At 65.2% G+C, this 20,219-nt stretch carries 27 protein-coding genes, 1 other RNA gene and 1 pseudogene; 24 read left to right on the top strand and 5 right to left on the bottom strand.

Annotated features, from left to right (window positions below; all coding sequences use genetic code 11):
- The first annotated feature begins 105 nt into the window (after positions 1-105).
- Positions 106-469: a transfer-messenger RNA gene (gene ssrA / locus BGI27_RS07715) on the top strand.
- A 302-nt stretch (positions 470-771) separates the two neighbouring features.
- On the opposite strand, the gene BGI27_RS07720 is transcribed toward ssrA, so the two are convergent.
- From BGI27_RS07720 to BGI27_RS07740, 5 genes are all read right to left on the bottom strand, one after another.
- A complete protein-coding gene (locus BGI27_RS07720) occupies positions 772-1,251 on the bottom strand; it encodes a LacI family transcriptional regulator (RefSeq protein ID WP_095524310.1) in 480 nt (159 codons plus the stop codon).
- The gene (locus BGI27_RS07725; RefSeq protein ID WP_223871670.1) at positions 1,248-1,559 is read right to left on the bottom strand and encodes a site-specific recombinase resolvase; all 312 of its coding nucleotides are present in this window, start codon (positions 1,557-1,559) and stop codon (positions 1,248-1,250) included. Before BGI27_RS07725 ends, BGI27_RS07720 begins: the two co-directional genes overlap by 4 nt.
- Positions 1,560-1,622: 63 nt before the next feature.
- Positions 1,623-3,008, bottom strand: a complete 1,386-nt coding sequence (locus tag BGI27_RS07730) for a recombinase family protein (protein WP_095524312.1) — start codon at positions 3,006-3,008, stop codon at positions 1,623-1,625.
- A complete protein-coding gene (locus BGI27_RS07735) occupies positions 3,005-3,457 on the bottom strand; it encodes a DUF2924 domain-containing protein (protein WP_095524313.1) in 453 nt (150 codons plus the stop codon). Before BGI27_RS07735 ends, BGI27_RS07730 begins: the two co-directional genes overlap by 4 nt.
- Positions 3,454-3,648 (bottom strand): hypothetical protein, encoded by a 195-nt coding sequence (locus tag BGI27_RS07740; protein WP_095524314.1) that lies wholly within the window; start codon positions 3,646-3,648, stop codon positions 3,454-3,456. Before BGI27_RS07740 ends, BGI27_RS07735 begins: the two co-directional genes overlap by 4 nt.
- A 182-nt stretch (positions 3,649-3,830) precedes the next feature.
- Between BGI27_RS07740 and BGI27_RS07745 the strand changes: the two genes are divergently transcribed.
- The 23 genes and pseudogenes from BGI27_RS07745 to BGI27_RS07840 all read left to right on the top strand — a co-directional run bounded on the left by BGI27_RS07745 (position 3,831) and on the right by BGI27_RS07840 (position 20,075).
- Positions 3,831-4,109, top strand: a complete 279-nt coding sequence (locus BGI27_RS07745) for a helix-turn-helix domain-containing protein (protein ID WP_095524315.1) — start codon at positions 3,831-3,833, stop codon at positions 4,107-4,109.
- The gene (locus BGI27_RS07750) at positions 4,110-4,646 is read left to right on the top strand and encodes a hypothetical protein (protein WP_223871671.1); all 537 of its coding nucleotides are present in this window, start codon (positions 4,110-4,112) and stop codon (positions 4,644-4,646) included.
- Between the two features lie 19 nt (positions 4,647-4,665).
- Positions 4,666-4,935 (top strand): hypothetical protein, encoded by a 270-nt coding sequence (locus tag BGI27_RS17975; protein WP_223871672.1) that lies wholly within the window; start codon positions 4,666-4,668, stop codon positions 4,933-4,935.
- Positions 4,936-5,036: 101 nt separating this feature from the next.
- On the top strand, positions 5,037-5,720 hold the full coding sequence (locus tag BGI27_RS17980) for a hypothetical protein (RefSeq protein ID WP_223871673.1): 684 nt from the start codon (positions 5,037-5,039) through the stop codon (positions 5,718-5,720).
- Positions 5,626-6,465 carry a hypothetical protein gene (locus BGI27_RS17985; protein WP_223871674.1) on the top strand — a complete coding sequence of 280 codons (840 nt, stop codon included), beginning with the start codon at positions 5,626-5,628 and terminating at the stop codon, positions 6,463-6,465. Before BGI27_RS17980 ends, BGI27_RS17985 begins: the two co-directional genes overlap by 95 nt.
- Positions 6,466-6,479: 14 nt before the next feature.
- On the top strand, positions 6,480-7,415 hold the full coding sequence (locus BGI27_RS07760; protein ID WP_095524316.1) for a hypothetical protein: 936 nt from the start codon (positions 6,480-6,482) through the stop codon (positions 7,413-7,415).
- Positions 7,416-7,500: 85 nt separating this feature from the next.
- Positions 7,501-7,764 carry a helix-turn-helix transcriptional regulator gene (locus BGI27_RS07765; RefSeq protein WP_095524317.1) on the top strand — a complete coding sequence of 88 codons (264 nt, stop codon included), beginning with the start codon at positions 7,501-7,503 and terminating at the stop codon, positions 7,762-7,764.
- 10 nt (positions 7,765-7,774) lie between these two features.
- On the top strand, positions 7,775-8,254 hold the full coding sequence (locus BGI27_RS07770) for a hypothetical protein (protein ID WP_095524318.1): 480 nt from the start codon (positions 7,775-7,777) through the stop codon (positions 8,252-8,254).
- A 2-nt stretch (positions 8,255-8,256) separates the two neighbouring features.
- The gene (locus BGI27_RS07775; RefSeq protein ID WP_095524319.1) at positions 8,257-8,538 is read left to right on the top strand and encodes a hypothetical protein; all 282 of its coding nucleotides are present in this window, start codon (positions 8,257-8,259) and stop codon (positions 8,536-8,538) included.
- A 2-nt stretch (positions 8,539-8,540) separates the two neighbouring features.
- Positions 8,541-9,296, top strand: coding sequence for a BRO-N domain-containing protein (locus tag BGI27_RS07780; protein WP_095524320.1), 756 nt, complete (start codon positions 8,541-8,543; stop codon positions 9,294-9,296).
- Complete coding sequence (locus tag BGI27_RS07785; protein WP_170942981.1) at positions 9,296-10,138, top strand: ATP-binding protein; 843 nt, start codon at positions 9,296-9,298, stop codon at positions 10,136-10,138. Before BGI27_RS07780 ends, BGI27_RS07785 begins: the two co-directional genes overlap by 1 nt.
- Positions 10,139-10,143: 5 nt before the next feature.
- The gene (locus tag BGI27_RS07790; RefSeq protein ID WP_095524322.1) at positions 10,144-10,782 is read left to right on the top strand and encodes a hypothetical protein; all 639 of its coding nucleotides are present in this window, start codon (positions 10,144-10,146) and stop codon (positions 10,780-10,782) included.
- Between the two features lie 9 nt (positions 10,783-10,791).
- Complete coding sequence (locus BGI27_RS07795; protein WP_095524323.1) at positions 10,792-11,274, top strand: DUF6511 domain-containing protein; 483 nt, start codon at positions 10,792-10,794, stop codon at positions 11,272-11,274.
- Positions 11,271-12,008 (top strand): PD-(D/E)XK nuclease family protein, encoded by a 738-nt coding sequence (locus BGI27_RS07800; protein ID WP_095524324.1) that lies wholly within the window; start codon positions 11,271-11,273, stop codon positions 12,006-12,008. The genes BGI27_RS07795 and BGI27_RS07800 overlap by 4 nt, the downstream gene beginning before the upstream one ends.
- Entirely contained in the window at positions 12,005-12,295 is a 291-nt protein-coding gene (locus BGI27_RS07805) for a hypothetical protein (RefSeq protein WP_223871675.1), read from the top strand. The genes BGI27_RS07800 and BGI27_RS07805 overlap by 4 nt, the downstream gene beginning before the upstream one ends.
- Before the next feature lie 862 nt (positions 12,296-13,157).
- Positions 13,158-13,442 (top strand): annotated as a pseudogene (locus BGI27_RS18780) (hypothetical protein); the annotation flags it as partial.
- Entirely contained in the window at positions 13,364-14,539 is a 1,176-nt protein-coding gene (locus tag BGI27_RS17990) for a phage/plasmid primase, P4 family (protein ID WP_338140497.1), read from the top strand. The pseudogene BGI27_RS18780 and the gene BGI27_RS17990, both read left to right, overlap by 79 nt.
- A 142-nt stretch (positions 14,540-14,681) precedes the next feature.
- A complete protein-coding gene (locus BGI27_RS07815) occupies positions 14,682-15,158 on the top strand; it encodes a crossover junction endodeoxyribonuclease RuvC (RefSeq protein WP_095524325.1) in 477 nt (158 codons plus the stop codon).
- A gap of 1 nt (position 15,159) precedes the next feature.
- A complete protein-coding gene (locus BGI27_RS07820; protein WP_095524326.1) occupies positions 15,160-15,363 on the top strand; it encodes a hypothetical protein in 204 nt (67 codons plus the stop codon).
- Positions 15,356-15,781 carry a DUF6362 family protein gene (locus tag BGI27_RS07825; protein WP_095524327.1) on the top strand — a complete coding sequence of 142 codons (426 nt, stop codon included), beginning with the start codon at positions 15,356-15,358 and terminating at the stop codon, positions 15,779-15,781. Before BGI27_RS07820 ends, BGI27_RS07825 begins: the two co-directional genes overlap by 8 nt.
- A 369-nt stretch (positions 15,782-16,150) precedes the next feature.
- Positions 16,151-17,464, top strand: coding sequence for a ParB N-terminal domain-containing protein (locus BGI27_RS07830; protein WP_223871677.1), 1,314 nt, complete (start codon positions 16,151-16,153; stop codon positions 17,462-17,464).
- 71 nt (positions 17,465-17,535) lie between these two features.
- Positions 17,536-18,102 (top strand): hypothetical protein, encoded by a 567-nt coding sequence (locus tag BGI27_RS07835; RefSeq protein WP_478210098.1) that lies wholly within the window; start codon positions 17,536-17,538, stop codon positions 18,100-18,102.
- Positions 18,102-20,075 (top strand): phage terminase large subunit family protein, encoded by a 1,974-nt coding sequence (locus BGI27_RS07840; RefSeq protein ID WP_095524329.1) that lies wholly within the window; start codon positions 18,102-18,104, stop codon positions 20,073-20,075. Before BGI27_RS07835 ends, BGI27_RS07840 begins: the two co-directional genes overlap by 1 nt.
- The last annotated feature ends 144 nt before the right edge of the window (positions 20,076-20,219 follow it).

A 20,219-nucleotide genomic window follows, 5' to 3' on the forward strand; every position in this document is an offset into this window, starting at 1 on the left:
TGAAAAACAGTATTTCATGAAGCTCGGGGCTGTCTAGGAAACCCGGGGCGATTCAGCTAGAATACAAGGGCTTTTCCGATGCGCGTTGGCATCGGCTACGGAACCGGGGGCGACCTGGCTTCGACGTGGGTCAAGAAGCGACGTGGTGCATACCGAGGACCAGTCACCTCGTAAATCCATCTGGAAATCTATACTCGCCAACGACGAGCAATTCGCAGTAGCCGCTTAAGGCTACAGCCGCTGCACTGGATCGGTCTCTGGGTCAGGTGGGGAAACCCGCAGCAGCGTCATTCACAGAGACTCGTGCCGCATCGGGTTACTTGGTGCGGAGCTAAACTCAAGGTGACTCGCCTCGTGTCGGCCTGCCGGTCGGCTAAGCACGGGGTTAAATTCAAATAGAGCGGCTAAGTATGTAGATCCAGTTGTGGAAGTCTTGCGGACGCGGGTTCGATTCCCGCCGCCTCCACCATTTATCCAAAACCCAACCGTTCTCGGTTGGGTTTTTTCTTGCCCGAAACCCCAGTGCTGGCGCGGTTTCCGGCGTTCGCCTCTTGGACACGCCACCCCGCCGCAGGTCGGTTCCGGGCCGTTTCCGGGCGTTCGGGCCTCTCCGTTCTCTGCACCCCTCTTGAGCTTTCAAGGGGCGAAGTCATGGATTGACGCAGGTCGGAGGGCGGTCGGTTGCGGTTTTCGTCTGGTGGCCGCAGGCGACCGGGCTGGCGATGGGCGAAAAAAAGGCCGCCTTGCGGCGGCAGGTCGGCAAGGCGTGCGTCAACGCAGGCTGGCGTCCAGCTCACCCCGCTGCCCCTGCCAGTACGGCGTAAACCTGCCGCGCAGCAAGGACGTGAGGCTCACGTCGAGACGGCCTTCGGCCATGCCCTCGACCAGATCGGGAGCCAGTTGCGCCAGCCGGTAAATGCGGCTGGCCTGCCCCAAGTCGATGTCCTCGGCGGCGGCGATCTCGGTCATGGAGCCGAACTTTCCTTCATCCAGCAACCGCTGCCAGTGGTACGCCAGACCCAGAGCACGCATCAACGGCGTGTCCCGCGCCGCTTCCCGCAACCGCTGTTCGCGCTGGGCCTCCTCGACGAATACTTGCGGCGCATCCAGTGGCGTGATCACTTCCTTCTTGAAGCCGCGCTGCACGAGCTTCCACGGCAGGAAGGTTTCGATCTGCACGCCGCCCGCAGGCAAAGGCGTCTGGTAGGTAACGGCGTCGCCGGTCGCGCGCCCACGATGCTTCTTGCTCATGCATCCTCCCTGAAGCTGGCGATCAGATCGCGTTGAGCCTGCCAGTCCACCATCAAGGGATGGCGCTGGAACCAAATCAGGTTGAGGCGACGCGGCTGCGTGCCTGCCATGAACTGCTCGATGATGTCCGGGGCCAGCAGCGTCAGGCGCAACAGCTCGTTGACCACGGATTGATGCAGCCTCTCGGCGCGGGCAATGGCCGAGCCGCTCTGCATCACGCCGCTGTCCAGCAGGTGCTGCCAGTAGAACGCGCGCGCCACGCCTTCCAGCAAGGTCACGTCGTGGACGCACTGGTCTTGCTCCAGCACGCGCCTCGCGCCCCGGCGGCGGAAAGCCAGTGGCACGGAAGGTGGTCATGGCGTCGTCCGTCATCACTCCACCTCCATCAGTTCTGCCCCGATGCTGCCCGGCGCGAACTCCTCGACCAGCGCGTTCCAGCCCAGCTCACGCCACTTCACCCGGATGCCTTGCACTTCGCCCGCGTGGACGAGGTCGATGCGCTCGATCATCAGGTTGGCGATGCGGTGGCGCTCGACCGGGAAAAGCTGATCCCACACGTCGTTGAGCCGTCCCATCGCCATCACCGTCGCAGCTTCATCGATCTGCGCGCCAGTCTTCCGGATGTGCCGAACCACCGATGCGATGGCTTCGGGGCTGGTCAGCACCGTGCGCATCTGCGCCACCACCGCTGCTTCGATTTCCGGCGCAGGCAGACGTTCGAAGCCCTTGCCCGGCGCGCCGAAACGGCTCTCCGACTTCGAGACGTAGTAGCGGTACTGGTTGCCGTTCTTGCGCGCATAGGTCGGGTACATCCGCTCGCCCGATGGCGCGTACAGCAGGCCGCGCAGCAGGGCGTCGGTACGCGAGCGAATCTTCGTGGCGACGCTGCGCGCGTGCCCATCTTGGGACAGCACCTCATGCACCTTGCCCCACAGACCCGGATCGATGATCGCCGGGTGCGCGCCGGGGAACCAGCTGCCCTTGTGGGACAGTTCGCCCAGATAGATGCGATTGCGCAGCAGCTTGTGCAGGTACTTCTTGTCGATGCGCGCCCCTGAGCGGGTCTGCCCCTCCTGCGTCGTCCATGCCTTGGTGGTGACGCCATCGGCGGTCAGGCGGGCCGCGATCTGCGTCGGTGAGCCGATGGTCAGCATCTCCTCGAAGATGCGCCGCACCACGGCGGCCTCGGTTTCGTTGATGACCAGTTGCCGGGTGGCGACGTCGTAGCCCAGCGGGGGGACACCGCCCATCCACAAGCCTTTTTTCTTGGCGGCTGCGATCTTGTCGCGGATACGCTCGCCGGTGACCTCGCGTTCGAACTGCGCGAAGGACAGCAGGATGTTCAGCGTCAGCCTCCCCATCGATGTCGTGGTGTTGAACTGCTGCGTGACCGAGACGAAGGACACGCCGTGGCGCTCGAACACGTCCACCATCTTGGAAAAGTCCGCGAGGCTGCGGGTCAGGCGGTCGATCTTGTAGACCACCACGATGTCGATCTGACCGCGCTGGATGTCGGTCATCAGACGCTTCAAGGCGGGCCGGTCGGTATTGCCGCCGGAGAACCCGGGGTCGTCGTAGTCGTCCGCCACCGGAATCCAGCCCTCGGCGCGCTGGCTGGCGATGAAGGCGTGGCCCGCCTCCTTCTGGGCGTCGATGGAGTTGAATTCCTGATCGAGACGTTCGTCCGAAGACACCCGGCAGTACACCGCGCAGCGTTTGCGCGTCTTGGTCGTGGCGATGTGCGAAGGGCCGTTCATCGCGCACCTGCCTTGCTGGCAAGGCCGAAGAACAGCGGCCCCGACCAATGCGTGCCGGTGATCGCGCGCGCCACGGCGGTCAGGCTCTTGTAGCTGCTGCCTTCGTACTCGAACCGCCCTTCGGCGGTGACCGTGACCTTGTGGTCGCGCTCGCCCCATTCGCGCAGCAACACGGTGCCCGGCGCGAAGTGGTGGTCGAGCGGCTTCGCCCTCAGCTTGATCTTGGAATGCTGCGAGCCGATGGCCTCCAGTCGTTGGCGTGTGGTCGGCGACAGACCGCCGAACGCCTCCTCCTGCAACTTGTAGGCGACGCGGGATTCGATGAAGGCCCGGTTGGTTTTCATGGGGCGGCGGCTGAAGTACCGATCCCACTCGGCCCATAGATCGGCGAGTGGCAGATCGGCCAGCGCCGCGATGCGGGCCGAGATGGATGATTGGCTTTCGTTCATTGCAACTTCTCCTGTTGAGACGGGGTTGCATGAACGCGCTGGTTGGGCAGGAAGCCAAGGCGAACCGCGCCCGGTTTGGGCTCGCCAGAGACAAGGCTGCGGGTGATGGCCGCAGCAAGGATGGTGGTGATCTCCGCTGCGCGGGCGGCCGGATGCATCGCCGCAGGGGATGGCAGTTCGAGGTTCTTCATGACGGCTCCGAGGAATAGCAACCGTCAGGGATAGTGAGCCTGATCTTCCGAAGCGGATGGCAATTCCGGGTAATGCCGATGCCGCGCAGTCCCCAAAATTGCGCGTTCACGAAACAGTTGACAGGCTGACGGAGGGTTGATACGATCCAGCCATTAACTAATCACGCAATCAGGTAACAACCATGCCCTTTGGAGCCTTCATCCGCAAGAAGCGCGAAGAGAAAGGCATTCAGATGAATGACTTCGCGCGGCAACTGGAGATCTCGCCCGCCTACTGGTCGCGCATCGAGCGCGACATGGAAAAGCCACCGAAGGACGAGCTGATCCGCAAAGCCGCAGAGATTCTGGGCATCAGCGCCGACGACGCCTTCGTCGAGGCCAGCCGACTGCCGCCGGACATCCGCGATGATGTGGGCAATCTGGTGCGGATGTACCGCAGGCAAGTGACGGAGAAGAAGTGAATGCCGGTTCTGACGCTTGACTACCGGCATTGCGACCGGAAACGCCCCAAGTACCTCAAGCACGCTGACGTCGAAGGCATCGCCGCGCTCGCGCGTCAGCAACTGGTCGCGGCCAGCATCGACGCCATCTCCTTCGATACGCTGCGCCAGATCGATGGCTTGAAGGTCAACGGCATCGACATCTCGCTGGAGGTCAGCACCGACTACGACGTGCATGACGAACAGGGCAACCACGTCTTCGGCATCTGCGAGTACGACCCCGGCGTCCCCGACACGGCGATGGTGTCCGTCTCGCCCGTCGGCGAGAAACTCAGCGAACTGCTGGCTCTCAGCACGCTCGCCCACGAACTGGGGCACGCGGTGTTCGACGCACCCGGTTGGATTTTTCAAGGCAGCAAGGGGCCGGGCCTGTTCGACGCCATCGAACCTTCTACGCAACGAGCCTACCGCAACCACGACGCCGGACAGCGATCATCTGGCAAAGTCGCTGGCGGCAGGCAACCGGATCGGGCCGACCTCGGACGAGCATTTCGCTGAGCTGCGCGCCAACGAGTTCATGGGGTCGCTGCTCGTGCCGCGCCAGCGCCTGAACGCCGCTGTCGAGGAGCTTGCGCCGAAGTACGGCGTCACCATCCATCGCAGCCCGTCCCTTGATCCGGACATCCCCGGCACGGCCCTGCGCCTCACGGCGGACGGCGACATCGGCTTCTTCGACATGGAATGCTTGGAGAAAGCCTTGGCCACCCGATTCGGCGTCAACCGCCGCTTCATTCAGGTGCGTTTGGATCGCTATGGCCTGACCCGACAGGAGGCCGTGATGCGCTGACCTCCGCCTGCCCGCCCACCGCGCCGACTTCGCGTCGGCATTTTTTGAGTCTCGCCATTAACCATTCGCGCAATCGCGCACTTTTTTGAAGGAACCTGCCTATGCCAACCGGCCAAGCCTCCACCGCCCCGCAGAAATCGGCTGTCGCCAAGCAGTCGACTCCGAAACGTGCGCGCGAACAACGATTCGATGATGGCTCGACCATCCTGCCGAACATGGAGCACTTCGTCGGCCTGCTGCGAAAGCTGAAACGCCCCGGCCTCGCGATGCGCTTGCTTGAACAGGCCAGCGGCGCGGCGCTGCCGGAACTGCACGCGCTGGCCGACGCGGCCAAGGGCAAGCTCCCGGTCGAATCCCGTCAGGCGATCTTCCACGCCGTCACCAAGCTGGAAGTCACCGCCCAGCAGAACATCGAGCGCGCTGCCGAACGGGTCATGCTGCTCGAAGACGACTACGGCGCGCAGGCCGTCCAATCCTTGCTCGACGAGCAGCGCACCGACGATGCCGCCGTTCTGGCGATGCCCAGCGACCGGTACAGCCGCGCGCTGTACCTGTGCATCTTGCAGGAGTTCCCAGAGAACGGCGCGCGACGCGAAGATCGGTTCGATCAGGCCGAACACCCACCTGCAAGTGATGCATCGTCAGTGGAAGAGCGACCACTACTCCAGCCACTACCTCGGCCCCAAGGGCGTGCTGCCGAAGACGGGCACGGACGTGCAGGAGGTGCTGCGCACGCGGATCGCCGATCTGTTTCCGCAGGTGCCGAAGGATCAAATCCTGATTGAACAGTTCACGCGGCGCGACCTCTCGCACGCCCAGCGCGATGGCGATGAAGATGCCGACGAAGATGACCCGGCATTGCTCCACACGTTGACTGCGACGTTCAACGGCTCGACGGCTCACTACCAGCAGGTCGCCAACGGGCAGGTCGTCGATCACGAGGAACCTGCCGCGATGTCGGCGCGCTTTTCGTGGGAGCCGGAAACCGGCGCGCTCAGCGTGTTCTGCGAAGACCGAGAAGCACGCCGCGAACTGGCCACGATCTTCCGTGACGTGGCGCTGGCGCACGATGGCGACATCGACGACATGCCCATGCGCCAGTTCGACCTGCTCGGCTTTTCGACATCGGAGATGCTCAAGCGCCTCGAACGGGATCGCATCGCGGGCATCGAGAGCATCTCGATTCTCCAGATCAAGGTGGCGCGTCCGTTCGAGCAGCAGTCGGAGATCAGCGGGCGCACTGTCGTTCGGCAACTGTCGAGCAAGATGGAAATCACCCGCGACCGCCGCGATGGTCGCAGCATCTATCAGGTCGCCTATAAAGACTACAGCGCCGACGACCTGAGCCAGTACGCGCTTGTGCAGGTGAAGCTGGTGATGCGCATGGCCAAGCAACCGCATCGAAAAGCGCACAACGTCGCCGTGCAGATCACCGCTCCGAACGGGCTGAACGACAAGAGCCGGACGGAGGACGACCGCAAGCGCGTGCTGGAGCAGCTCACCAAGATCGGCGTGTTGAGCCAGTTCTGAGGAGGACGCTGACGATGTCACCGTATCTGAGCTTCTTTCTCGCACTGAACAACCTGCCACGTCTGGACGCGCCAGTCTTGGCTGCGAGCCTCGGACGCGACGGACGGCAGTTCCTTCAGCGTCGCTGGATTGCGCCCGCAGGCTTCCACACCCATGTGATGGTGCCGTTCCTCGATTCCGAGCAGGAAATCGAAGTCGAGGTGGATGAGGACGCAGGCCGATTCCAATACCGTAGTCCGCAGAACGGGCGAACCGTCGTGCAACCGTTGGCGGACATTGCGCTGTATTCCATCCAGATGGATTCGTGGCTCAATGATCTGGCCGCGCTGATCGGCATCGAGGCCCGCCGATGCTCCGCCATTCAGAACCGCATACCGAACCACCTGTGGCACCTCGGCGAGATGCGAATCGCCAACACACACGACTTCGCGCCGGTGTTCGTCGGGCGAGCGTGGTCGCGCGCGCCGCAAGACAAGACCACTGCCGTCCTTGCCGATTCGGGCTGGGCGCGTGGCGGTGTCGTCCTGTGCCCTCGGCGTATCGAAGCAGCACTTCCGCGTGATCACGCCATGCGAGGCCTCGACGAGCTCGTGCGCGTGTTCGATGGAGTGGACGCGTTCGACACCGATGCATTCAACCGTGTCCTGCGCGGATACGTCACCACCGTGGGCGAACCGGAGCCCGTGCAATTCTTGAACGGTACGCGGCTCAAGCTCCCGCACATGACATCGTCAATCGAACTCACCGAAGCGCGCGCAAAGATTATCAAGCAGATGTGGGGCACCGATGGACACGCACCGCCCGTGATGTCGTGGGCGGAAGTCAATGGTGCCGTCACCGTCAACACTGGCTATCAGTCATTCGACAACGCTTTCAACGAGACCCCGAGCTGCGAGGACGTGATCGAAAAGGTTTCGCGCGGGAAATACCGCCTGCGACGCAACCCATAAATCCGACTACAAATCGAACTACACACGGGCCATAAACCCGTGCGGAGACTGCGATGTGCCCATTTCATCTAGGAGGCACATCGCAATGCAACCCCAAACCCTTTCCACCAAAACCGGGCTGATCGCGCATCAGCCGATGCCGGGCGGGACGCCGCGCATCGCCCTCGACGAAAACCAGCTCGCCATCCGGTGGGGGCTTTCCGTCAAGACCCTGCGCCGCTGGCGTCAGGAACAGCTCGGGCCGATCTACTGCAAGCTCGGCCACCGGGTCACCTACCTGCTGCACGAAATCGAAGCCTTCGAGCGGCGCGTCTCGCGCTACTCCAGCTTCACTCGTGCGTACCAGTGAGGAGACGGTCATGAACGATTTGACCCTCTTTCCCGCCGACATCGCCGCGATGTCCGTCAGCCAGTTGGCCGCGCTGCCTGCCGCGCAGAAGGCCGAGATCGACAAGAACCTCGACGAAGCCCTCGACTGGCTCAAGAAGGCGCGCACCAAGTTCGACGCGGCGCTCGACGCCGCCTACGGCGAGCAGGCGCGCATGGCGCTGCGCGATTCCGACCGCGACTTCGGCACCGCGCATCTCGACGACGGCCCGCTGCACATCAAGTTCGAACTGCCCAAGAAGGTCAGTTGGGATCAGAAGAAGCTGGGCGACATCGCCGCCCACATCGTGGCCTCCGGCGAGAAGATCGAGCACTTCCTCGACGTGAAGCTGGCGGTTTCCGAATCGCGCTTCACCAACTGGCCGCCGACGCTCCAGCAGGAGTTCGCCGCCGCTCGCACGGTCGAGCCGGGCAAGCCGTCTTTCACCCTTTCCCTCGATTCGGAGCACTGATCATGAGCACCAGCCTCATCGCTTTGCTGCGCAAGCAGCTGCCGTCCATCTTCGGCGAATCCCTGCCCACAGACATCTACTACCGCAGCGCCGACGGCAACGTGGTCGCCGTCGCGCTCGACGCGGCCACGGTGGACGAACTGGCCTTCGCCATCCAGACCGCCAGCGCGGAAGCGTCGGCCTTGAACCGCCGCCGCAACACGCTGGAAGACCTCCACGCCGAGGTGCGCAAGCGCGCCGCGCGCGGTGCCGACCGCATCGCCGACATCGCGTGGGAGGGCTGATCATGAGCGCGATCATTCCCTTCCAGTTCGATAACCACGCCGTTCGCACCGTGGTCGATGACAACGGCGAGGTGTGGTTCGTCGGTAAGGACGTTGCCGGTGTGCTCGGCTACGCCAATCCCTCGGACGCTATCTCCAAGCACTGCAAGGGGGTCGCAAAACGCTACCCCCTTCAGACGCCCGGCGGCACTCAGGAGGTTCGGATCATCTCAGAGCCTGACCTGTTCCGTCTGGTTGTGAACAGTAAGCTCCCTGCCGCCGAACGGTTCGAGCGTTGGGTGTTCGAGGAAGTTCTGCCCACGATCCGCAAGACCGGCGCGTATGCCGTCCCCGGCACGTTGGCGGCTTTGCCAGCGCCGACCCACGACCGCGTGTCCGCCATCCTGCTGATCGGCGAGGCCGTGGCGAAGGTGCCGGGCGTGAAGCCGGGCATCGCGGCGGCGGCGACGCTGACCTGCATTCAGGAGAACACCGGCATCACCACCGAGGTGCTGCGCCGCGCGCTGCCGTCGGCCAACGAGCCGATCTGCGCCTTGAACGCCACGCAGCTGGGCAAGCTGCTGAACCGCTCGGCCAAGGCCACGAACCAGTTGCTGTCGGCGGGCGGCTTCCAGTTCCGCAACGACCGCGACGAATGGGAACTGACCGAGGCCGGTGAAGCGTGGGCCGAGGCCATGCCGTACTCGCGCAACGGCCACAGCGGCTACCAGATTCTCTGGAATCCCGCCGTCGCCGACGAACTGAAGGAGGTGGCGTGATGTCCCTCCCGATCATCTCCGCGCAGCAGCGCATGGCCGAGCGCAAGGGTGTGAAGCTCCTGATGCTCGGCAAGTCCGGCATCGGCAAGACCACCCGGCTCAAAGACCTCGACCCGAAGACCACGTTGTTCATCGACATCGAGGCGGGCGACCTCGCCGTGGCCGACTGGCCGGGCGACACCATCCGTCCGGCGTCTTGGCCGGAATCGCGCGACTTCTTCGTGTTCCTCGCCGGGCCGGACAAGTCCTTGCCGCCGGACGCCGCGTTCTCGCAGGCGCACTACGACCACGTCACCGAGAAGTTCGGCGACCCGGGGCAGCTCGACCGCTACCACACCTTCTTCCTCGACTCGATCACGCAGCTCTCGCGCCAGTGCTTCGCGTGGTGCAAGACGCAACCGGGTGCGGTCAGCGACCGCACCGGCAAGCCCGACATGCGCGGCGCTTACGGCCTGCTCGGCCAGGAGATGGTCAGTGCCTTGACGCACTTGCAACACGCGCGCGGCAAGAACGTGGTGTTCGTCTGCATCCTCGACGAACGGCTCGACGACTACAACCGGAAGGTGTTCGTGCCACAGATCGAGGGCAGCAAGACCAGCCTCGAACTGCCCGGCATCGTCGACGAGGTCGTGACGCTGGCCGAGATCAAGGCAGAGGACGGCAGCGGCTTCCGCGCCTTCGTCACCCACACCCTCAATCCCTACGGCTACCCGGCCAAAGACCGCAGCGGTCGCCTCGACCTGCTCGAACCGCCGGACTTGAACGCGCTGATCGCCAAGTGCGCGGGCACGCCCGTGCCCGCCAGCGCCGCCATTCCCCAATCCCACGAATCTCAGGAGTAATCGCCATGACCACGCAGAACTGGAACGACTTCAACGACGCCGAACAGCAGCAAGGCTTCGATCTCATCCCCAAGGGCACCATCGTCCCGGTGCGCATGACCATCAAGCCCGGTGGTCACGACGATCCCGAACAAGGCTGGGGCGGCGGCTATGCCACCGAATCCTTCGAGACCGGCTCGATCTACCTCGCCGCCGAATTCGTCGTCACCGGCGGCGCGCACGCCAAACGCAAGATGTGGTCGAACATCGGCCTGCACTCCAAGAAGGGGCCGACGTGGGGCCTGATGGGGCGCAGCTTCATCCGCGCCGCGCTCAACAGCGCCCGCAACGTCCATCCGCAGGACAACGGCCCGCAGGCGGCGGCCGCGCGCCGCATCCAGGGCTTCCACGAACTGGACGGCATCGAGTTCCTCGCCCGTGTGGACGTCGAGAAGGACGCCAAGGGCCTGGATCCCAACGTCGTGAAGCTCGCGGTCGAACCCGACCACCCCGACTACGCGAAGTTCATGGGCGTGCCGCCGAAGACCAAGACCGGCGGCGGCACCTCGGGCGCTGCGGCGCAGGCCGCGCCGTCTTCCTACACCGCCACGCCCACCGCGCCGCAGCGCGCGCCGGTGACCGGCAAGCCCGCGTGGGCGCAGTGAGGGAGGCGAATGAAATGCTGGGTCTGCAAACGACAGGCGCGCGGCTACAGCCACACGGATGGCCGGTTCAAAACCGCCGATCCGCGCCGCTACGTGATCGATTGGGTGTTCTGCTCGCGCCGCTGTCAGGACGCCTTCCACATGCTCTACGGCAACTGGATGCGCGTGAAGGAAGGGCGCACGCCCAAGACGGAGGTCGCCATGATCGATCCGTCTGATGTCGAGCTGGGCGCGATGCGCAAATGCCTCAAGGCTTTCGGCGAGGCGGCGGGCGAGATCGGCTTCGACAAGCCCTTGGGCAGCTACGCCGAAGCCGAGGCGCTGCGCGTCATCGACGCCATCGTCACCTGCTACACGGAGGCGATGGTCGATCACCACGAAGCGACCAAGTACCCGCCCGTGCGCGGCATGGAGCCGACGCCCGATCCGTTCGGCTTCTCCGATTTGGAGGACAAGGAATTCTGGGACGAGCCGAGGGGGAAGAAGCCATGATGGACTTCAATTCCTCGTCCAGCGTCTCCGGCCAGATCACGGCGCTGATCGACATCGGGATGCAGCATGCGCGCGAACAGCAGCCCACGCGCGACTACCTCGGTGCCTCGCGTCTCGGCATCGAATGCGAGCGCGCCTTGCAGTTCGAGTACGCCAAGGCTCCCGTGGATCACGGGCGCGACATGGGCGGGCGGATGCTGCGCATCTTCGAGCGCGGCCATGTCATGGAGGACTGCATGGTCGCGTGGCTGCGCGCGGCGGGTTTCGACCTGCGCACGCAGAAACCCGACGGCGGCCAGTTCGGCTTCTCCGACGCGCATGGCCGTCTGCGCGGCCACATCGATGGCGTCATCGTCGGCGGGCCGGACGGCTTCCGCTATCCCGCGCTGTGGGAGAACAAATGCCTCGGCGCGAAGGCATGGCGCGAGCTGGAAGCCAAAGGCCTCGCGGTCGCCAAGCCGGTCTATGCCGCACAGATCGCGCTGTATCAGGCGCACCTGCAACTGCACGAGCACCCGGCGCTGTTTACCGCGATCAACGCCGACACGATGGAGATCTACGTCGAACTCGTGCCCTTCGATCCCGCGCTGGCGCAACGCATGACCGACCGTGCGGTGAAGGTCATCGCCGCGACCGAAGCCAGTGAACTGCTGCCGCGCGCATTCAACGATGCCACCCACTTCGAATGCCGCATGTGCGCGTGGCAAGACCGCTGCTGGAGGACACCGGCATGAACGATGAAACCCAATTCGCTGGCGGCGTCGAACCCATGATCGACGCCAAGCAGGCTGCCGCTGCCTTGCGTTTGCCGTACTACTGGTTTGCCGATCATCAGATGCGATCCAAGTACCGGATTCCGCACTACCTTATGGGGGGCTGGTTCGCTACCGGCTGTCGGAACTTTCCGCTTGGGCCGCGCGCAGCAACGCAGTCCAGAACCGCAACGAACACGACGGCGGATCGTCTGTCGAGGGGGTCGAATGATCGACTTCAACGACGCCAATCCACCTGCCTCTCATGACCTCGACGCCGAACGCGACACCATTCGCACCGAGCTGCTTGGGCGGCTGGAATCGGTGCTGGCGGCACTGTTTCCCGCAGGCAAGAAGCGCAATGGCAAGTTCCTGATCGGCGATGTGCTGGGCAGTCCGGGCGACAGCCTCGAAGTCGTGCTCACCGGCGACAAGACCGGCCTGTGGACGGATCGCGCCACGGGCGACGGCGGCGACATCTTCACGCTGATCGCGGCGCAGCTCGGCGTCAATGCGCACGCGGATTTTCCGCGCGTGCTCGAAGCGGCGACCGAACTGGTCGGGCGCGCTCCGACGACACCGGCGCGCAAGGGCAAATCGGTGCCGCCGGTCGATGACCTCGGCCCGGCCACCGCGAAGTGGGACTACCTCGACGCATCCGGCAAGCTGATCGCCGTCGTCTACCGCTACGACCCGCCCGGCAGGAAGAAGGAGTTCCGTCCGTGGGACGCGCGCCGCCGCAAGATGGCTCCGCCCGATCCACGTCCGCTCTACAACCAGCCGGGCATGGTCAGCGCATCGCTGGTGGTCTTGGTCGAAGGCGAGAAATGCGCGCAGGCGCTGATCGGCGCAGGCGTCGTCGCCACCACCGCGATGCACGGCGCGAACGCGCCGGTGGACAAAACCGACTGGTCGCCGCTGACCGGCAAGGCCGTGCTGATCTGGCCCGACCGCGACAAGCCGGGCTGGGACTACGCGACGCAAGCGGCGCAGGCCATCCTGTCGGCTGGCGCGAAATCCTGCCACATCCTGTATCCGCCCGAAGACGCTGCCGAGGGTTGGGATGCGGCGGACGCGGCAATCGAGGGTTTTGACATCGCGGCCTTCCTCACGCACGGGCCGCGCTTGCAGATGCACGACATCGACGAGGAAGCCGCGCCAGTCGTCAGCAACGACGAATCGGTATGGGGCACCGAGGATGCGCTGGCGCTGTCCTTCACCCGCCGCTATCACCGCGACTGGCGCTACGTCGCATCGTGGGGACGCTGGCTGGTGTGGGACGGGCAACGCTGGCGCACCGAGGACACGCTCGCGGCGACCGACCTGATCCGCAGCGTCTGCCGTCACGCCGCCGTCCACGCGGAAAACCCGAAGATTGCCGCCAAGCTCGCCACCTCCGGCACGGTCGGCGGCGTCGAACGGCTGGCGCGCGCGGATCGCAGGCATGCAGCCACCACACCGCCGAATGGGACGCCGACCCGTGGCTACTCAACACGCCCGGCGGCGTGGTCGATCTCACCACCGGCAGGCAGCGCACGCACGACCGCGCTGACCGGATGACGAAGATCACCACGGCCACGCCCGGTGGCGACTGCCCGATCTGGCGGCAGTTCCTCGCCGAAGTCACGGGTGGCGACAACGAGCTGCAAATCTACCTGCAACGGATGGCGGGCTACGCGCTCACCGGCTCGACGCAGGAGCACGCACTGTTCTTCCTGTACGGCACGGGCGCGAACGGCAAGTCCGTGTTCGTCAACACGCTGGCCACGATCTTGGGCGACTACGCGGCCAACGCGCCGATGGACACCTTCATGGAAACGCGCGCCGACCGGCATCCGACCGACATGGCGGGCCTGCGTGGCGCGCGCTTCGTGGCCGCCATCGAAACCGAACAAGGGCGGCGCTGGGCCGAATCCAAGGTCAAGAACCTCACTGGTGGCGACAAGATCTCCGCGCGTTTCATGCGGCAGGACTTCTTCGAGTTCTTCCCGCAGTTCAAGCTGGTCGTCGCAGGCAACCACAAGCCCGCCATCCGCAACATCGACGAAGCGATGAAGCGGCGGCTGCACCTGATTCCGTTCACGATCACCGTGCCGCCCGAACGCCGCGACAAACACCTCCAGCAGAAGCTCTTGGCCGAACGCGACGGCATTCTGGCGTGGGCGATTCAGGGCTGTCTGGACTGGCAGCGTCTCGGAAGGCTTGCGCCGCCTCAGCAGGTGCTTGAAGCGACGGAGGAGTATTTCGAGTCCGAAGACGCGCTGGGCCGTTGGCTCGACGAACGCTGCGTGCGCGAGACCAACGCCAAGTCGCTCACCGCAGAGCTGTTCAACGACTGGAAGCAGTGGGCCGATTCCGCTGGCGAGTTCATCGGCTCGCAAAAGCGGTTCTCCGATCTGCTCATCACCCGTGGCGTCGAGAAATGGCGCAACACAGCGGGCCTGCGCGGCTTCCGTGGAGTCGGCCTCAAGCATCCGCCCACGCCCGCCTACACCCCTTATGCCGACAACTGACCGCCATGCCGACACACCCGACTGACGGATTTGACGGACTACGTCGTTACTTCCCCCGCGCGCGTGCGCGTGCGCGCCTCATGGAGAGTTTCGATGTCATCCGTCCGATGCGTCAGTCCGAACTGAAACAAGGACTGCAACCATGACCACGACCATCCTCGCCCTCGACTTGGGCACCACCACCGGCTGGGCGCTGCGCGGCAGCGACGGCCACATCAGCAGCGGCAGTGAGAGCTTCCGTCCGCAACGCTTCGAAGGCGGCGGGATGCGCTTCCTGCGCTTCAAGCATTGGCTCACGGAACTAAAGGCCGCGACCAGCGGCATTGATGCGCTGCACTTCGAGGAGGTGCGTCGCCACGTCTCAACCGACGCAGCGCACGCCTACGGCGGCTTCCTCGCCACGCTCACCGCGTGGTGCGAGCACCACCAGATTCCGTATCAGGGCGTGCCGGTCGGCACGATCAAGAAGCACGCCACCGGCAAAGGCAACGCGGGCAAGGATGAGGTGATCGCGTCCGTCACCGCGCGCGGCCACGCGCCGTCCGACGACAACGAGGCCGACGCGCTGGCGCTGCTGCACTGGGCCATCGCGCAGCACGATCTGGCACAGGAGGTATGAGATGAAGATTCCCACGCCCACCTACCGCTGCCCGCTGGCGCGCATCCAGCCCGAGACCACCGACCTCGAAGCGATGAAACAACGCGGCTGGCGCGACCAGCACATCCTCGTCGTCAACGAAGCCGACGAACGCCTCGACTTCATCGAGCGCGAGTTCATCCGGCGCATCGGGGAACGGCTATACGGAGGGGTGCGTCATGGCTGACCGTCGAACCCCGTGGACGATTGACGACGTGGCGGCACGCTTCGAGGAAGCCGCCAGCACCGGACGTCGCCTGCCGCCCGTGCGCGTGCAGGGCTACTTCAACACATGGCCGATCATCGTGCGCAAGGAGTGGGAAGCCTTCGCTGCCGACGAGCACGTCTACCGACCGTTCCCTCCGACCCCAGACGCCATCGACCGGATGCTGGAGACGATGAAGTGGGTGCAGTGGCTGGAGGTCGAGCAACGGCATCTGGTGTGGATGCGCGCCAAGCGGTACGGCTGGCGCGACATCACCATCCGCTTCGCCTGCGACCGCACGACGGCATGGCGGCGCTGGCAGCGTGCCTTGCAGATGGTGGTCGACCAACTCAATGCCGCGTGCGGCGTGCCTTCCAAAAACGTGGGCAATTCCGGGTAATGCTTGCCGCGTTTGTCCTCGGTTTGCCGCGTTTGTCCTTTTCGCAGGGCTTTCGGCGTGCAACAAATCCACCGCTCCGAGGGTAGGATTCGCTCCATGCTTGGGATCAGTGACGACGAAGCGACAGTCGCTTCAGAGCCACGCTCCCGAGGCGAAATGGGCCCTTCCTGCGGAATATCCCATGCGGGGGGCGCGAGCGCGACGCTTTTCTAGCGTCAGGGTGCGAACCGAGGTTCGCACAGGTTCGCGGTTCGCACTCCGTCAAGTTCGCACTTCTCACTCCAACCCGCCCACGGCATCGTCCGTCGGCGGGTTTCGTTTTTGGCTGCGCCGAAACGGCGCTTCGCTTGTTTTCTGGAACCCGAAACCTTGAATCCACTGAACGTCGAGTACCGCAAGGTCGAGACGCTGATCCCCTACGCCCGCAACCCGCGCACGCACACCGAAGCGCAGATCGCCAAGATCGCGGCCAGCATCGTCGAGTACGGCTGGACGAACCCGATCTTGGTCGATGGCGGTAACGGCATCATCGCGGGGCACGGGCGGCTGGCGGCGGCGCACAAGCTGGGCTTGGCCGAGGTGCCCGTGATTGAACTGGCGCACCTGTCCGCCGCGCAGAAGCGCGCCTACGTCATCGCCGACAACCGGTTGGCGCTGGACGCGGGCTGGGACGAGGAGATGCTGGCGTTGGAACTGGCCGAGCTGTCCGAGGCCGGATACGAGCTGGCGCTCACCGGCTTCGAGGATGGCGAGCTGCAAGAACTGCTGGCAGGTGTCGGGAAAGCCGAAGAACCCGACGCCGACGCGCAGGACGACGAAGCGGCAGACGATGCCGACGACGTGCCGGAAGTTCCGGCCACGCCGGTGTCCCGCGCGGGCGACGTCTGGGCCATCGGCGCGCATCGCCTGATCTGCGGCGACGCCGCCGACGCCAATGTGGTCGTCACCCTGATGGCGGGCGAGCACGCGGCGCTGTGCTTCACGTCGCCGCCCTACGGCAACCAGCGCGACTACACCACCGGTGGCATCGCCGATTGGGATGCGCTGATGCGCGGCGTGTTCGCGCAACTGCCGATGGCCGGCAACGGTCAGGTGCTGGTCAACCTCGGCCTGATCCACCGCGACAACGAGTTCGTCCCGTACTGGACGGCGTGGCTCGACTGGATGTGGACGAAGGGCTGGCGGCGCTTCGGCTGGTACGTCTGGGATCAGGGGCCGGGAATGCCCGGCGACTGGCAGGGCCGCTTCGCGCCCAGCTTCGAGTTCGTGTTCCATTTCAACCGCGCCAGCCGTAAGCCCAACAAGATCGTTCCCTGCAAGTTCGCCGGGCAGGAAACCCACCTGCGCGCCGATGGCTCGTCCACCGCGATGCGCGGCAAGGATGGCGAGGTCAACGGCTGGACGCACGCAGGCCAGCCGACGCAGGACATGCGCATCCCCGATTCGGTGATCCGCGTGATGCGGCACAAGGGCAAGATCGGCGACGGCATCGAGCAACTGATCGACGACGGTTCTGGCCCGCGCGCGCATCGACGCGCAGGCGGCTTCCAGTTCGGCATGGCTGGCGGTGGCGACTTCCTTGCGGCAGGCGCGCACCAAGACCGTCATCGCGGCTTCGGCGAGCTTGACGGCGAGGGTGTCGGGGGCGGGTTTGTTCATCGGATGTCCTTTCGACGTGATTGATGGCGTGACGTGATGAACGCGCTGTTCCCGATGGAAGCCAAGCTCTTTCTCGACGAAGGACGAACGAATGATTGAAGGTGCCGATGGGAATCTCGATTCGCGCGTATGCGCGTCACCGTGGCGTGTCCGACGCGGCGGTGCGCAAGGCCATCGCGGCTGGGCGCGTCACGCCGGAGGCCGACGGAACCCTTGACCCGGAGCGCGCCGACGCGGAGTGGGCGCGCAATACCGAAGCCCCGCGCACCGGCACGCGCATGCGCGCGGTCAAGGCCGCCGTGCCGCCGGAAACCGCCACGGCTGCGCCGGTTGCCCCTGCGGGCGAAGGTCAGGCCAATCTGCCCACGGGCGGCGCGTCGCTGCTTCAGGCGCGCACCGTCAACGAGGTGGTCAAGGCGCAAACGAACAAGGTGCGGCTGGCGCGGCTCAAGGGCGAGCTGGTCGACCGCAATCAGGCCATCGCCCACGTTTTCAAGCTGGCGCGTGCCGAGCGCGATGCGTGGATCAACTGGCCTGCGCGCGTGTCGGCGCAGATGGCGGCCAAGCTCGCCATCGACCCGCACACGATGCACGTCGCGCTGGAGGCCGCCGTGCGCGAACACTTGCAGGAACTGGGCGATCTGCGTCCGCGAGTGGATTGATGGACATCGACTACGAAGGCGCTGCCGAAATCGAACGCGCGTGGCGCGAAGGCCTGACGCCAGACCCGCTGCTCACCGTCTCCGAATGGTCGGATCGGCACCGGATGCTTTCCAGCAAGGCGTCCGCCGAACCGGGCCGCTGGCGCACCAGCCGCACGCCGTACCTGAAGGCCATCATGGATTGCCTGTCGCCGACCTCGCCGGTCGAGCGCGTGGTGTTCATGAAGGCCGCGCAGCTCGGCGCGACCGAGATGGGGTCGAACTGGATCGGCTACGTCATCCACCACGCGCCCGGCCCGATGATGGCCGTATGGCCGACGGTGGAGATGGCCAAGCGCAACAGCAAGCAGCGCATCGACCCGCTGATCGAGGAATCGGCGGCGCTGGCCGAACTGATCGCTCCGGCGCGCTCGCGGGATTCGGGCAACACGATTCTGGCGAAGGAGTTTCGCGGCGGCGTGCTGGTGATGACCGGCGCGAACAGCGCGGTCGGCCTGCGCTCGATGCCGGTGCGCTACCTGTTCCTCGACGAGGTGGACGGCTACCCGCTGGACGTCGAGGGCGAAGGCGACGCGATCTCGCTGGCGGAGGCGCGCACGCGCACCTTTGCGCGCCGGAAGATTTTCATCGTCTCCACGCCGACGATCTCCGGTGCGTCGGCCATCGAGCGCGAATACGAGGCCAGCGACCAGCGTCGCTACTTCGTGCCGTGCCCGCATTGCTCGCATCGGCAGTGGTTGCGCTTCGAGCTGCTGCGCTGGGACAAGGGTGCGCCGGAGACGGCAGCCTACATCTGCGAGTCGTGCGACACCGCGATTGCCGAGCATCACAAGACGTGGATGCTCGAACATGGCGAGTGGCGTGCGATGGCAGAAGGCACGGGCAATGAAATTCAGAGGACGGCGGGCTTTCACCTGTCGAGCCTGTATTCGCCGGTGGGCTGGCGTGCGTGGCGCGACATCGCCGCTGCGTGGGAAGCCGCCGTCAGCAAGGAATCTGGTTCCGCCGCCGCCATCAAGACCTTCAAGAACACCGAACTGGGCGAGACGTGGGTCGAGGAAGGCGAAACGCCCGACTGGCAGCGGCTGGTCGAGCGCCGCGAGGAATACCGCATCGGCAGCGTGCCGATGGACGGCCTGCTGCTGGTCGGCGGCGCGGACGTGCAGAAGGATCGCATCGAAGCATCCGTCTGGGCCTTCGGTCGCGGCAAGGAAGCGTGGCTGGTCGAGCACCGTGTGCTGATGGGCGACACCGCCCGCGAGCAGGTGTGGAAACGGCTGGCCGAAATGCTCGACGAGCACTGGACGCACGCCACCGGCGCGGCCATGCCGCTGGCGCGTTTCGCGCTCGACACCGGCTTCGCCACGCAGGAAGCCTACGCCTTCGTGCGCGCTGCCCGCGATGCGCGGGTGATGGCGGTCAAGGGCGCTGCGCGTGGCGCGGCGCTGATCGGCACGCCGACGGCGGTCGATGTCTCGCGCGACGGCAAGCGGTTGCGCCGGGGCATCAAGGTGTTCACGGTCGCGGTCGGCATCGCCAAGCTGGAGTTCTACAACAACCTGCGCAAGGCGGCCAACGTCGGCGAGGATGGCGTCACGACGACGTTCCCCGCGGGCTTCGTCCACCTGCCGAAGATCGACGCGGAGTTCATCCAGCAACTCTGCGCCGAGCAACTGATCACCCGCCGCGACCGCAACGGCTTCCCCGTGCGCGAGTGGCAAAAGATGCGCGAGCGCAACGAGGCGCTCGACTGCTACGTCTATGCCCGCGCCGCTGCGACGGCGGCAGGGCTGGATCGCTTCGAGGAGCGCCACTGGCGCGAACTGGAGCGGCAACTCGGCATGGAACGTCCACCGGACGAGCCACCGCCACCACAACCGATCGATCTCGAAGAGGCCACCCGCAGCGGTGGCCTTTCTGTTTCTGCAACCCCGAACCGGCGGCGCGTCATCAAGAGCCGCTGGTTGTCCTGACCCGAAGGAGAAGTCATGAGTCTCGCAACCCGCATCGAAAGCCTGGTCATCCGCGTCGCGCAAGAGTTCAACGACGTGCGCAACAAGGCGGGCAACCTCGCCAGCCTGTCCACCACCGACAAATCCAGTCTGGTGGCCGCGATC

Source organism: Candidatus Dactylopiibacterium carminicum (genome assembly GCF_014736495.1).
In the GTDB taxonomy this organism is placed as follows: domain Bacteria; phylum Pseudomonadota; class Gammaproteobacteria; order Burkholderiales; family Rhodocyclaceae; genus Uliginosibacterium; species Uliginosibacterium carminicum.